This window comes from Polaromonas sp. (assembly GCF_049790275.1).
Taxonomy (GTDB): Bacteria; Pseudomonadota; Gammaproteobacteria; order Burkholderiales; family Burkholderiaceae_C; genus Polaromonas.
The window spans coordinates 35,489-49,001 of the sequence record NZ_JBAQYR010000117.1; the positions used below are offsets into that span (position 1 = coordinate 35,489).

The 13,513-nt window shown below is 63.1% G+C and carries 11 protein-coding genes; 6 read left to right on the forward strand and 5 right to left on the reverse strand.

Annotated elements, in window-relative coordinates; genetic code table 11:
* Positions 1-55: 55 nt before the first annotated feature.
* On the forward strand, positions 56-964 hold the full coding sequence (locus WA904_RS15530; protein ID WP_425198025.1) for a LysR substrate-binding domain-containing protein: 909 nt from the start codon (positions 56-58) through the stop codon (positions 962-964).
* On the opposite strand, the gene WA904_RS15535 is transcribed toward WA904_RS15530, so the two are convergent.
* Entirely contained in the window at positions 961-1,488 is a 528-nt protein-coding gene (locus tag WA904_RS15535; RefSeq protein WP_425198026.1) for a hypothetical protein, read from the reverse strand. The genes WA904_RS15530 and WA904_RS15535 overlap by 4 nt on opposite strands.
* 252 nt (positions 1,489-1,740) lie before the next feature.
* On the opposite strand from WA904_RS15535, the gene WA904_RS15540 reads away from it, so the two are divergent.
* The 5 genes from WA904_RS15540 to WA904_RS15560 all read left to right on the forward strand — a co-directional run bounded on the left by WA904_RS15540 (position 1,741) and on the right by WA904_RS15560 (position 5,953).
* Complete coding sequence (locus WA904_RS15540; RefSeq protein WP_425198027.1) at positions 1,741-2,802, forward strand: DUF6352 family protein; 1,062 nt, start codon at positions 1,741-1,743, stop codon at positions 2,800-2,802.
* Between the two features lie 24 nt (positions 2,803-2,826).
* Positions 2,827-3,660, forward strand: a complete 834-nt coding sequence (locus WA904_RS15545; RefSeq protein ID WP_425198028.1) for an aldo/keto reductase — start codon at positions 2,827-2,829, stop codon at positions 3,658-3,660.
* Between the two features lie 173 nt (positions 3,661-3,833).
* Positions 3,834-4,808, forward strand: coding sequence for a Bug family tripartite tricarboxylate transporter substrate binding protein (locus WA904_RS15550; protein ID WP_425198029.1), 975 nt, complete (start codon positions 3,834-3,836; stop codon positions 4,806-4,808).
* Between the two features lie 198 nt (positions 4,809-5,006).
* Entirely contained in the window at positions 5,007-5,171 is a 165-nt protein-coding gene (locus WA904_RS15555; RefSeq protein WP_168173476.1) for a hypothetical protein, read from the forward strand.
* 56 nt (positions 5,172-5,227) lie between these two features.
* Complete coding sequence (locus WA904_RS15560) at positions 5,228-5,953, forward strand: sulfite exporter TauE/SafE family protein (RefSeq protein WP_425198030.1); 726 nt, start codon at positions 5,228-5,230, stop codon at positions 5,951-5,953.
* A 675-nt stretch (positions 5,954-6,628) separates the two neighbouring features.
* Here WA904_RS15560 and icmF read toward each other — a convergent pair.
* The 4 genes from icmF to WA904_RS15580 form a co-directional block, all read right to left on the reverse strand.
* On the reverse strand, positions 6,629-9,922 hold the full coding sequence (gene icmF, locus WA904_RS15565; protein ID WP_425198031.1) for a fused isobutyryl-CoA mutase/GTPase IcmF: 3,294 nt from the start codon (positions 9,920-9,922) through the stop codon (positions 6,629-6,631).
* 33 nt (positions 9,923-9,955) lie between these two features.
* A complete protein-coding gene (locus WA904_RS15570) occupies positions 9,956-10,801 on the reverse strand; it encodes a PPK2 family polyphosphate kinase (protein WP_425198032.1) in 846 nt (281 codons plus the stop codon).
* A 126-nt stretch (positions 10,802-10,927) separates the two neighbouring features.
* The gene (locus WA904_RS15575) at positions 10,928-12,856 is read right to left on the reverse strand and encodes a TRAP transporter large permease (protein WP_425198033.1); all 1,929 of its coding nucleotides are present in this window, start codon (positions 12,854-12,856) and stop codon (positions 10,928-10,930) included.
* Positions 12,857-12,859: 3 nt separating this feature from the next.
* Complete coding sequence (locus WA904_RS15580; protein WP_425198034.1) at positions 12,860-13,486, reverse strand: TRAP transporter small permease subunit; 627 nt, start codon at positions 13,484-13,486, stop codon at positions 12,860-12,862.
* Positions 13,487-13,513: the final 27 nt, after the last annotated feature.

Genomic DNA, 13,513 nt, shown 5'->3' on the forward strand with positions numbered 1-13,513 from the left:
AACTGAATTGTGCAAAAATGGAACTCCAAACCAGCGCAAACTGCAGGAGCCCACCATGCGACGGAAAATTCCCTCCACCACGGCGCTGGCGCTGTTTGAGTCAGCCGCCCGGCACCAGAGTTTCACCCATGCCGCGCAGGAACACGCGGTCACGCAGAGCGCCGTCTGCCGGCAGATTGCCGGGCTCGAGGACTTCCTGAAGGTCAAGCTGTTCAGGCGCACCAAACGCGGCGTGCTGCTGACTGAAGCGGGCACCAACTATGCCCGCAATGTGCGCGCCCGCCTGGACGACGTGGAGCGTGACACCCTGGCCCTGATGGCCAAGGGCGGCGCGGGCGGGGCGCTGGAGCTCGGTGTGGTGCCGACTTTTGCCGCCAAGTGGCTGGTGCCGCGGCTGGGCGGGTTTCAGCGCCTGTACCCTGACATTGCGGTGCACCTTTCTTCGCGCACGCGGCCCTTCCTGTTTGCCGATACGGCGCTGGACGCGGCCATTTTTGCGGGTGAAGCCGGCTGGCCCGGCACCGAGTCCTGCTTCCTCATGGACGAGCGCCTCGTCGCTGTCGGCAGCCCGGCGCTGGTCAAGACGCGGCGCACCCTCAAGGCCGCGGACCTGGCGAACCTGCCGCTGTTGCAGATGAGCACGCGGCCCTATGCCTGGCGGCAGTGGTTTGAATCGCTGGGATTGAGTGTAGTGAATGACCTGGCCGGTGCACGCATGGAGCTGTTTTCCATAACCACCGAAGCCGCCATCCATGGCCAGGGCCTGGCCCTGATCCCGCGTTTCCTGATTGAAGACCACCTGAAACAGGGCCGGCTGGTGCCGCTGATCGAGCACGAGTTTCTCAGCGACCGGCGTTATTACTTCATCTATCCGGAACAGAAGTCCGACAACGCGGTGCTGGCGCTGTTTCGCGGCTGGCTGGAGCAGGAGGCCGAACGCTACCGCAGCGCGCAGGCCAGCTAACGCCGGTTGCTCGGGAGGCTTCCCTCGCTGCGATGTTTCTGGGCCTGCTCGCGCAGGGCGCGTTGGCCGATCGATTCTTCGCTCTGCCTCGCGCGCTGGTCGTCCTGGCGCGTCAGGTCTCGCTGTTGCCGCCATTGCTCGCGCTGCAGGTGCTGCTGTTCCCGCCAGGCCAGTTCCTGGTCGCTGAGGCCGGGCCGTTCAGGCACCCAGGTGCCGTTGCGCTGGGCCTGTTCGCGCAGGGCGCGCTGGCCCAGCGACTCCTGGCTTTGGCGGATCTGCTGGTCCTGCTGGCGTGTCAGCTCACGCTGGCGGCGCTCGTGTTCGCGCTGCTGCCGCTGCCATTCCCAGCGGTCCCGTTCATACGCGTTGTAGTCGGGTGGCGGGCCGTTGCCCGTCCAGGTCTCGGTGCGGGTGGTCACGGTGGGCAGTTGCGCCCAGGCCGGCAGGCCCAGCGTCAGCAGGACCATTGCCAGCAAGGCGGTGCGAGCGCCTGAATAACCAGGCAGTTTCGTCATGGGGTTCATGGGATGTCTCCGTCGGCTGCGCCAATGAACGTGTCAAACAGCTCTACTGTACGCAAAGCCGAAAAACACCGGCGCCAACCCTGACACCTGCGCTTCTTCCTGTCGCGGTGTGCCACCTCAAACCGGGGTTTCAGCCCTGGATGACAAACGAAATAGGACTCCGGCCCTTATGTAGCGGTCGCAAGCAGCTATCAAAACAGGAGTAAACGGGTGCAGAAGGCGTGCACCGCCCAATGTGAGAGGATGGCCACCATGCAAAATTTCTGGCCTTCCAGCGGGTTTATCCAGCTCCAGCGCAATGCCCGGGGCTGGCTGCTGCCCACCGACGACTACCTGCGCCTGTTCCTGGACCGCCCGGAGCTGGCGCTGCTGCCCGAGTCCTGCCACGCCGAGCAGGCCTTGCACGCTGCCTTGCGGGCCGCGCCAGCCCGGCCTGTGGCCGACGCCGAGCTGCAGGCCTTGCAGGACGAAGACGCGCGTGAAAGTTACGGCCTGTTCCTGCGCTTTCGCGATGGGCTGCTAGCTGCGGGCAGCCTGGAGGCGTATTACCTCGGCTTGTTTCGCAGCGGCAGCATCAGCATCCCGCCGCTGTTCGTTGATCTCCTGGCCCAGGCCATTCTGCGCAATATTCTTGACGACGCTGGCGACGTGTATGAAGTGCGTGCCGCCGAAATGCTGTTTCGCAGCCAGCGTATTTCCACGCAGGACGGCCAGGTGCTGACGGGCGACCGCGAGGTGCTGGACATGCTGAACGAAACCGGCGGGCTTGGCGACTTCGGGCGTTTTCTGGCGGAAGCCCAGGCGCCCCTGCGCAGCATTGACATGCAGGTGCTCACCGACGAGAACGCGCCCGGCTACTGGCAAGCCAGCGGCAGGCACAACTTCCTGCTTGATTTGACGCACGAGATCAGCAACGACCTGAGCCACGGCCTGGTGTTCACCATGACACGCGCCCGCTCCGGCCTGAAAGCGCTGGCACGCGTGCTGGAAAAGTGGGTGGCCCATTTTCTGGGTGTGGCGGTCGACATCAAGCCCCTGCAGAAGATAAACGACGAAGCCTGGCGCTGGCACGTGGGCCTGGACGTGGAGGCGACGGCTCTGCTCAATGACCTCTACGAGGGCAGGGACGTGGAGCCCGAGCGCATGCAGCGCTTGCTCAGCCTCTTCAGGCTCGACTTTGCCGATCCGCAGGAAATGCGCGCTGACGTGATGGGCAAACCGGTCTATCTGGGCCTGATGATGAGTGCTGGCAAGGTCGTGAAACTGAAGCCCCAGAATTTGCTGCTGAATTTGCCCCTGCGCCAGGCGCTGTAGCTCCTGCAGCGCCACAATGTTGCGATGAAAAACGTTCCATTGCCTTCTGGTGAAGTCGTCAGCGCCCTGGGCATGGGCACCTGGTGCATAGGCGAAACACCGGCGCGGCGCGCGCAGGAAATCGCCACGCTGCGCCTGGGCTTGGACCTGGGCTGCACGCTGATAGACACCGCGGAGATGTATGGCGAAGGCCTCGCGGAGACGCTGGTTGGCGAGGCCATTCAGGGGCGGCGCGATGAAGCGTTTCTGGTGACCAAGGTGTACCCGCATAACGCCACGCGGGCCGGCACCGTGGCCGCCTGCGAGCGCAGCCTGCGCCGCCTGCAGACCGACCGCATCGATCTCTACCTCCTGCACTGGCGCGGGTCCGTGCCACTGGCCGAAACCATGGCTGCTTTTGCGGCGCTGCAGAAAGCCGGTAAGATTCGCCACTACGGCGTGAGCAACCTGGACCTGTCCGACATGCAGGAGCTGTGGACGGTGCCCGGCGGGCGTGATGTGCAGACCAACCAGCTGCTCTACAACCTGACGCGCCGCGGCATCGAATGGGACCTGTTGCCCTGGATGCGGGAGCGCCGCCTGCCGGTGATGGCTTACTCGCCGATTGAGCAGGCCCGGCTCCTGCAACACCGCGGGCTCTCCGGCTTCGCGCAGCGCCACGGCATGCTGGCCAGCCGGGCGGCGCTGGCATGGCTGCTGGCGCGTGACGGTGTCATCGCCATTCCCAAGACCAGCCATCCGGACCGGCTGAGGGAAAACTTTGCAGCTGCGGAGATCACGCTCAGCACCGCGCAGCTTGCGGAACTTGATGCGCTTTTTCATCCACCAGCCGGCCCTGTTGCGCTGGAAATGATTTAGCCTTTTTGAATCCTTCGCCATCGCCAGGCGAGAGGTCACCACTCGTGCATTGCGGCGTGGCCGCCGGTTCTTTTTTAGAGTCCGGCCATAAAATGCAGGCCCATCAGGCTGGGGTTGTGGCATGGCCGCTTCCATTCAAGCCTGCAAATAAAACCTCCCAGGAGACTCCATCCATGTTTCGGACATTTTTGTCTTTCACCTGTCTCGTGCTCGTGATGCTGACCGCGCAGGCCCAGCCTCAAGCCCCGGCCTTTCCCAACAAGCCCGTGCGCCTGATCGTGCCTTTCCCGCCCGGCGGCGGTACCGACATCCTGTCGCGTCTGGTGGCGAACAAGCTCACTGAAGTGAGCAAATGGAATGTGGTGCCGGACAACCGTGCCGGCGCCGGCGGCACCATCGGAATTGCCGAACTCGTGCGCGCCGCGCCCACCGGCTACGACATGGTGATGGGGCAAAAGGACAACCTGGTGGTGGCGCCCTGGCTGTACAAAAACCTGAGCTACGACCCGACCAAGGACCTGGTGGCGGTGGCCCATGTGGCCTACACACCGGTGGTGATCGTGACCGGCACCGGTTCGCGCTTCAAGTCGCTGGCCGATGTCGTCGCCGCGGCAAAGGCTGCGCCCGATTCGGTGACCTACGGCTCTCCCGGCAACGGCACAACGATTCATCTGGCGGGCGAGATTTTCAAGACGGCCGCAAACATCAAGATCCGGCACATCCCCTACAAGGGTTCGAACCCCGCCCTGATGGATGTGCTGGCGGGCAATGTGGATCTGATGGTGTCGTCCCTGCCTTCGGCCATGGCCCAGATCAAGGCCGGCAAGCTGCGGCCATTGGCAGTGACATCCGCCCGGCGCAGCACCTCGTTGCCCGACGTGCCCACAGTGGCGGAGCTGGGCTACAAGGATTTTGATGTGAGCACCTGGTACGGGCTCTTCATGCCGGCCGGTACACCCAAGCCGGTGGTGGACACAGTCCACGCCGAGGTCAACAAGCTGCTGGCCATGCCGGAAATGAAGGCGGCCATCCAGGCGCAAGGCGCTGAAACGCAGACCATGACCGCCGAGCAGTTTTCGGCCCTGCTGAAAGCCGACTATCTGAAATGGCGCGGCATTGTGCAGGCGTCCGGCGCAAGCATCGAATAAAAGAACCCGAGCCTCTCCCGCCCCATGGCCTGGATGTCCTGAAGCCCGCGTCCTGTCGGCAGCACAAAAGCAGGCCTGGGAGCAGAGCCTCGCTGCGCTTTGCGCCTGAGAAACCCCCTGCGCGGTGGTTGGCGGCGGCGGGGCGGGCGAGGTAGCTTAAAATCACAGGTTCTGCCAATTTCTAATCCGGAGTCTTCCATGTCCAAAAAAATCAGAGTCGAAGCCGACATCTGCGCCCCCAAGCCCGTTCCCGCCCCCGGCATGACCCGCACAGCCGGCCGCGGCCAGAAGATCAGCCTCGAGCGTGGCACCTGGACCCGCAGCAAAAAGAACCCCGGCAAGCGCCCACACAAAGGCGGCTAAGCCCTCTGGCTACTGTCCCCCGTCCACCGGCCTGATTTGTCGGGCGTGTGACAACCATGGCCTCCCACGCGCTTGTGCTGCTGGCGGGCCTTTTTGCCGGCTGTGTCAGCGGAATCATCGGCACCGGTTCATCCATCATTCTCATGCCCGTCCTGGTCGCCGCTTTCGGCCCCAGGCAGGCGATTCCCATCATGGCGGTCGCAGCCGTGATGGCCAATCTGGCGCGTGTGCTGGCCTGGTGGCGCGAGGTGGACTGGAAAGCCGTCGCAGCCTACTCGGTCACCGCCGTGCCTGCTGCTGCGCTGGGCGCCCGGACGCTACTGGTACTGCCGCCCAGGGTTGTTGAAATCGCGCTGGGCCTGTTTTTCATCTGCATGATCCCGGCCCGGCGCTGGTTCGCCCGGCTGGATTTCCGGATTCAGCTGTGGCAGCTTGCCGCGGCGGGCGCAGCCGTCGGATTCCTGACCGGTATCGTGCTTTCGACAGGCCCGCTCAGCGTGCCGGTTTTCACCTCTTATGGATTGCTGAAGGGCGCGTTTCTCGCCACCGAAGCTGCCAGCTCGCTGCTGGTTTATGTCAGCAAGGTGGTGACCTTCCACGAGTTCGGGGCCTTGCCGTCCAGCATCCTGCTGCAGGGCCTTGTGGTGGGCGCTTCGCTGATGGCCGGCACCTTTGCAGGAAAGGCCGTGGTGCTGCGAATGAGCGCCGGCACCTTCCAGCATCTTCTCGACGGACTCCTGCTTTGTTCGGGGCTTGCCCTGCTCTGGACAGCGATGTATTGACGGCGTGGGATGACCGGTACCCGGCCGGATCTCGATGTCGGGTAGCCCATTCAAAAGTAAAACAGGGTCATAGCCCTTTGTGGGCGGGCGATGACAGCTATTGAAAAGATAGCATTTCGATGATGCAACCCACCATGCGGCTCAGCGCCGCAATGTCTTTCGGGCATCAAGGTTCTGGGCGCCTGACAGGGGTTCCGGTTCAATGGTGCGGGCCCCAGGGGCCTTCCCAAAGCGGCATGGCCGGGTTCGTCCCCAGTGTGCGCTTTGGCTTCGTTCTGGTTTTGACCGGCTTGACGGTATTTTCCTGCACATGCGGGGGCTGGGCTTTGCTGGCGGGAGGGGTCGGTGGCGCGCCGGTAACGCTGGATGCGTGGAGACTGGTGGTTGTGAAAGCGGCCCATGCCAGACCGGCCGAGGCAAGGTGCCGAAAAACTCTGCTTACCATTTTGAAACCTCCCCCAGAGAAGCATCTTCATTCAAGACAGCGCTTGCCAGGGCACCCAGCGTCAACCGCTGTCCGTAGAGCGCTCTCTTCCGCACGGAACTGGGCAGCATGCAAAGGACGTGCCAGAACTCGGAGTTCTGCCTGCGGCCGCTTTACGGCATGCCGGGCACACCGCGAGACTTATTCCCGTAGGGACGGTGTCGTGGCTGTTTCGCGGGAAGGAGAGGGGCCTACATATTCCGCCGGTACTGCCCACCGACTTCAAACAGCGCGTGGGTGATCTGCCCGAGCGAGCAAACGCGTACCGCGTCCATCAGCACCTCGAACACGTTGTTATTGGCAATCACGGCCTGCTGCAGGCGCTTGAGCATGGCCGGGGATTCCTTGGCATGGCGTTGGTGGAAGTCCTGCAGGCGCTTGAGTTGTCCCTGTTTTTCCTCGTCGGTGGAGCGCGCCAGTTCCAGCTTGTCCTGCACGGCGTCGCCATGCGGGTTGCGGAAGGTGTTGACGCCGATGATGGGCAGCTCACCCGTGTGTTTGAGCATTTCGTAATGCATGGACTCGTCCTGGATGCGGCCGCGCTGGTAGCCGGTTTCCATCGCGCCCAGCACGCCGCCGCGCTCGGCGATGCGCTCGAACTCGCTGAGCACCGCTTCTTCCAGCAGCTCGGTGAGTTCCTCGATGATGAACGCGCCCTGTGACGGGTTTTCGTTTTTCGCCAGCCCCCACTCTCGGTTGATGATGAGCTGGATCGCCATCGCGCGGCGCACCGACTCCTCGGTCGGTGTGGTGATGGCTTCGTCAAAGGCGTTGGTATGCAGCGAGTTGCAGTTGTCGTAAATCGCAATCAGCGCCTGCAGCGTGGTGCGGATGTCGTTGAACTGGATCTCCTGCGCGTGCAGGCTGCGGCCCGAGGTCTGGATGTGATACTTGAGCTTCTGGCTGCGTTCGTTGGCACCGTATTTTTCCTTCATCGCCACGGCCCAGATGCGACGCGCCACGCGGCCCATCACCGTGTATTCCGGGTCCATGCCGTTGGAAAAGAAAAAGCTCAGATTCGGTGCGAAGTCGTCGATGTGCATGCCGCGCGCCAGGTAGGCTTCGACAAAGGTGAATCCGTTGGACAGCGTGAAGGCCAGTTGCGAAATCGGGTTGGCGCCGGCTTCGGCGATGTGGTAACCGCTGATGGAGACACTGTAGAAATTGCGCACGCGGTTGTGCACAAAATATTCGGCGATGTCGCCCATCACCTTGAGGCTGAATTCGGTCGAGAAGATGCAGGTGTTCTGGCCCTGGTCTTCTTTCAGGATGTCGGCCTGCACCGTGCCGCGCACATTTTCCTGCACCCATTCGCGGATTTTTTCGGTTTCGGTGTCCGTCGGTTCACGGCCGTTGTCGGCCCTGAATTTTTCGAGGTTCTGGTCGATGGCGGTGTTCATGAACATCGCCAGAATCGTGGGCGCCGGGCCGTTGATGGTCATGCTGACCGAGGTGCTGGGGCTGCACAGGTCAAAGCCGTCGTACAGCACCTTCATGTCGTCGAGCGTGGCAATCGACACGCCGCTGTTGCCGACCTTGCCGTAAATGTCGGGCCGCAGGTCGGGGTCGTTGCCGTACAGCGTGACCGAGTCGAAGGCCGTGCTCAGGCGTTTGGCCGCCATGCCCTGGCTCAGCAGCTTGAAACGCGTGTTGGTGCGGAAGGCGTCGCCTTCGCCGGCAAACATGCGGGTCGGGTCTTCGCCCTCGCGCTTGAAGGCAAAGGTACCGGCGGTGTAGGGGTAGCTGCCCGGCACGTTGTCCAGCATCAGCCACTTGAGGATTTCGCCATGGTCTTCGTACTGCGGCAGTGCCACCTTGCGGATGGTAGTGCCCGAGAGGGACTTCGTGGTCAGCGCCGTGCGGATTTCCTTGTCGCGGATTTTCACCACATACTCTTCGCCGGCGTAGGCCTGCTGCATGGCGGGCCACTGGATCAACAGCTTGCGTGCGGCCGGGTCCTGGACCTGCTCGCGCTGCACCGCCAGGTCAATGGCTGCTTCCGCGGCCCTGGCCTTGTCGGGCTTGCCCACGGTGAGCATGTCGGCAGCGGCGCGCAGTTGCTGGATCTCGCGTGCCAGCTGGGCCTGTTCCCGGCCGCGTTTCTTGTAGCTGCGCACCGTGTCGGCGATTTCAGCCAGGTAGCGCGTGCGGGCCGCGGGCACCACCGGTGTCTGGTTGGTGCTGTGGCGCACATCGACGACGGGCAGGGTACCTTCAGAGAGTTTCAGGCCGAGGCCGGCCAGGCGAGGCTTCAATGCCTGGTACAGCGCAGTGACGCCGTCGTCGTTGAAGCGAGCGGCCATGGTACCGAACACCGGCATCTTGTCGGGCGCGGTGCCCCAGGCTTCCTTGTTGCGCTGAACCTGCTTGGCCACATCGCGCAGTGCGTCGAGCGAGCCCTTTCGGTCGAACTTGTTGATGGCGACAAACTCGGCGAAGTCCAGCATGTCGATTTTCTCGAGCTGACTGGCGGCGCCGAACTCCGGCGTCATCACATACATGGGCACATCCACCAGCGGCACGATGGCGGCATCGCCCTGGCCGATGCCCGAGGTTTCGACCACAATCAGGTCAAAGCCGGCTACCTTGCAGGCGGCAATCACTTCGGGCAGCGCCTTGCTGATCTCGCTGCCGAATTCGCGTGTGGCCAGTGAGCGCATGAAAACGCGAGGACCCTGCTGCCAGGGGCTGATGGCGTTCATCCGGATGCGGTCACCGAGCAGGGCGCCGCCGCTCTTGCGCCGTGAGGGGTCGATGCTGATGACGGCCACGCGCAGCTGGTCGTTCTGGTCCAGCCGCAGGCGCCGTATCAACTCGTCGGTCAACGACGACTTGCCGGCGCCGCCGGTGCCGGTGATACCCAGCACCGGTATCTTTTTGATAGCAGCCTGCGCCCGCAACGTCTCGACCAATGCCGGATTTGCCCTGTCGTTCTCGAGCGCCGTGATAAGTTGTGCCAGCGCCCGCCAGGCCATCTCGCCATGGCCTTCAATGGCTTTGGCGTCTGCAGGTGCAAAACCGGTCAGGTCCTTGTCGCAGCGCATGACCATCTCACCGATCATGCCGGCCAGGCCCATTTTCTGGCCGTCTTCGGGACTGTAGATGCGCGTGACGCCATAGGCGTGCAGCTCACGGATTTCCGGCGGAACAATCACGCCGCCGCCGCCGCCAAACACCTGGATGTGCTCGCCCCCACGGCTCTTGAGCAGGTCCACCATGTACTTGAAATACTCGACATGCCCGCCCTGGTAGGAACTGATGGCAATGCCCTGCGCGTCTTCCTGCAGTGCGGCGGTGACGACTTCATCGACACTGCGGTTGTGGCCCAGGTGAATCACCTCGGCCCCCATGCCCTGCAGGATGCGCCGCATGATGTTGATGGCGGCGTCATGGCCGTCAAACAGGCTGGCGGCGGTGACGAATCGCACCTTGTGCGTGGGGCGGTAGCTGGCAAGGGCCTTGAATTCGGCGGACAGGTCGGTCATGGCTGCACTCTCTGGAGGGTAGTCTCGTGGGGATTATTTGATCTTCAATCCGGCCAGCGCCGGATCGTCAGGCGGGTAACGCAGGTCCAGCGACTTCAGTTTGTCGCGCACCAGCGTGGCCACCATCAGGTTGCGGTGGGTCTTGGAGTCGGCAGGCACCACCGTCCAGGGCGCCCAGGGGGTGCTGGTGGCCCCCAGCAGCGCCTCGTAGGCCTGCTGGTAGTCGGCCCACTGCTTGCGTACCTCCAGGTCGCCCATGGCGAACTTCCAGCGTTTGGTCGGATCGTCCACCCGCTCCTGCAGGCGCTGGCCCTGTTCTTCAAAACTGATGTGCAGCATGAACTTGAGGATCACCGTGCCGGTTTCTGCAAGCAGGTGTTCGAACGCGTTGATGTGGGCAAAGCGCTGCGCGGTCTGCTCGGGGGTGATCCAACCCTTGACCACCGGGACCAGCACGTCTTCGTAGTGGCTGCGATTGAAAATCATGGTTTCGCCGGCCCCCGGCATCTGGCGGTGGATGCGCCACAGGTAGTCGTGCGCCCGCTCCTCCTCGCTCGGTGCTTTCCAGCCCACGGTGTGCACGCCCAGCGGGCTGGTTCGGCTGAACACGGCGCGGATCGTGCCGTCCTTGCCGGAGGTGTCAGTGCCCTGCAGCAGGACCAGCAGCTTGTAGCGCTTGTCGGCGTAAAACAGGTCCTGCAGGCCGTCAAGCTCCATCGCCAGAGCGTCCACGGCCGCCTTGTCGTTGCTTTTGTCCCCAGTGGAGAAGGGCTTGGCCGACGCCTTGAGTCCAGACAGTCCAAACGGCCGGCCCCGCCCGGTGGTGGGCGGTTGCCAGGGTGCCAGCAGGGCCGTGCGCTTGCTGTTGCCGTTGGGCATGGCTGTCTCCGTGTGGGAAGTTGACGTTTACGTAAACGTCAATCTTACCGTTTTTTCATGAAAAAAGGCACCCAAAGGCGCCCCTTTTGTAGGCAGCCGCTGCGCGCGGCGACCTGTGTTTGTCGCTCAACCCCCGCCATAGAGGTAGTTGGGCAGCCACAAGGTCAGGCCCGGCCAGATGTACATGAACACCATGCACAGGATCACGATCAGCATGTAGGGCATCATGCCCGCGAAGATCTGGTTGATCGTGACATGTGCCGGCGACACCCCTTTCAGATAGAAGGCGGACATGGCCACGGGCGGCGACAGGAAGGCTGCCTGCAGGTTGACGAAGACCAGCACACCCCACAGGATGGGGTCGATCTGGAAATGCTGCAGCAAGGGCAGGAAAATGGGCACAAAGATCACGATGATCTCGGTCCATTCCAACGGCCAGCCCAGCACAAAAATGATGGCCTGCGACAGCAGCAGGAACTGCAGTGGCGAGAGGTTCATGGAGAGCACCCATTCCTCCACCACCCGCTGGCCGCCGAGCAGGGCGAACACGGCCGAGAAGAGGGCCGAGCCGACAAACAGCCAGCACACCATGGAGGTGGTCTTGGCAGTCAGAAACACGGCTTCCTTGATGCGCTGGAAATTCAGGGTGCGCGCGTGCCAGGCCATCAGGAAGGCACCCGCCGCACCCACCGCCGCTGATTCGGTGGCCGTGGTGATGCCGAACAGGATGACCGCCAGCACCAGAAAGGTCAGGATGGCTAGCGGCATCACCGACGACACCAGCATGCGCAGGATCTCGAACTGCTCGCCGTCAAAGCGCCAGTAATACCAGGCCAGCAGCAGCAGGGTCAGGGCGCAGGCGATCCAGAAGCCGGTGTAGAAGACGGGCGGAACGGCGGCGGTTTGAGGCCCCTGGGCTGACGGGTCCCCGAACTGTTCCATGGCCGGCGCGGCCCCACCTTTGCCGCCGGCCGGTGGTTCCTGCACGTCGCTGGAGCCCGGGGGCGCCTGCAGGCCGCCCTCGCTGGGCGGCTCACGGAGACCGCCTTCATTGGTGGGCTCCTGCAAGCCGCCCGCCGCGGGCGACGCGGCGGTGGCAGCTGCACCGGCCTTGGCGATCTCCGTGACCTGCGGCGTGCTGGCGGCGTTGTTGTCTTCCTGGGAATGAATCACCACGTACCACCAGACCGCACCCAGCGTCACCGCCGCCAGTGCCACCGGTACCAGCGACATCCCCAGACTTTTGACCAGCAGGCCACGGGTGATGCGCATGCCTTCGACGCTGCCACGCAGGGCCTTGCCTGGCGCCGCCACCGCGGCAGCCAGGGCGGGCAGCATGCGGCGGGAATAGGCGCTGGAAACATGGGCCACCCAGGGCGACACCGGCACCTGCAGTTGCTCGGGCGGAAGTTTCGGGGCAATTTTCGGATTGATCAGCACCCAGCCGATGATGTAGATCAGATACAGCAGCGCCAGGAAGAAGCCGGGGAACATGGCCGCGGCATAAAGCTTGACCACCGACTGGCCAGCGACCGCAGCGTACACGATGATCATCACCGACGGCGGGATCAGGATGCCCAGCGTGCCGCCGGCGGTGATCACGCCCGCAGCCAGCCGCGTGTCGTAACCGGCATTGAGCATGGGCCGCATCGCGATCACGCCCATCAGCACCACCACCGCGCCCACCAGGCCGCTGGCAATGCCCCAGAAGGTGCAGATGATCAGCGTGGTGACCGCGAGTGAGCCGGGCACACTGCGAAACGCGAGCTGGACACTGTGGAACATCTTGTCCACCAGCGCGCCGCGTTCCATGACATAACCCATCAGCACAAACAGCGGTATCGACAACAAGGTTTCGTTGGTCATGGCGCCAAAAGCGCGCTGCACCATGAGGTCGAAGATCCGGTTGTCCAGCCAGGATGCGGCGGGATCGTAAAAGGCGGCGTAGCCGAACAACATGCCCAGACCCATCAGAGTGAAAGCTGTCGGAAAACCCATCATGATGACAACCACGATGAGGCAAAGCATGGTCATGCCGAGTGCTGCATTGCTCATGACTTAACCCTTCATCCCTTTGGACTTCTCGATGGCCAGCTGCTTGGCTTCCTCGTCGACATATTCGCTACCGGCCAACTGCTGCGCGACCACATCGGACTCTTCGGCATCCTGCAGTCGCGGCGTCCAGGCGCCAGTGCGGATGCAGACAAGACAACGAAGCATTTCCGAAATACCCTGCATCAGCACAATCGAACCGGCCAGCGGAATGATGAACTTGAAAGGGTAGACCGGAATCGGGTCGGCGTTGAAGGTCTGCTCGTGGATGGCCAGCGAGTCCTGGAAATAAGTCCAGCCGGCCCAGGTCAGTGCCGCGATGCCGGGGATGAAAAATACCAGGTAAAGCACGAAATCCAGCGTTGCCTGGGTGCGGGGCTTGAGGCTGCCGTAAAAAAAATCTCCGCGGACATGGCCGTCATGCGCCAGGGCGTAGGCCCCGCCCAGCATGAATAGCGTGCCGTACAGCATGTTGTTGGCGTCATAAATCCAGGCCGTCGGGGCATTGAGCGCATAGCGCTTGAAAACCTCGGCGCAAACCAGAAGCATCAGCACCACGATCAGCCAGGCCGCCGCCTTGCCGACCCAGGTGCTGATGTGGTCAGCGGTGTGAATAAGTTTTTGTACGTTCATGGAGCTACTCGTTGACCCGGACACTAG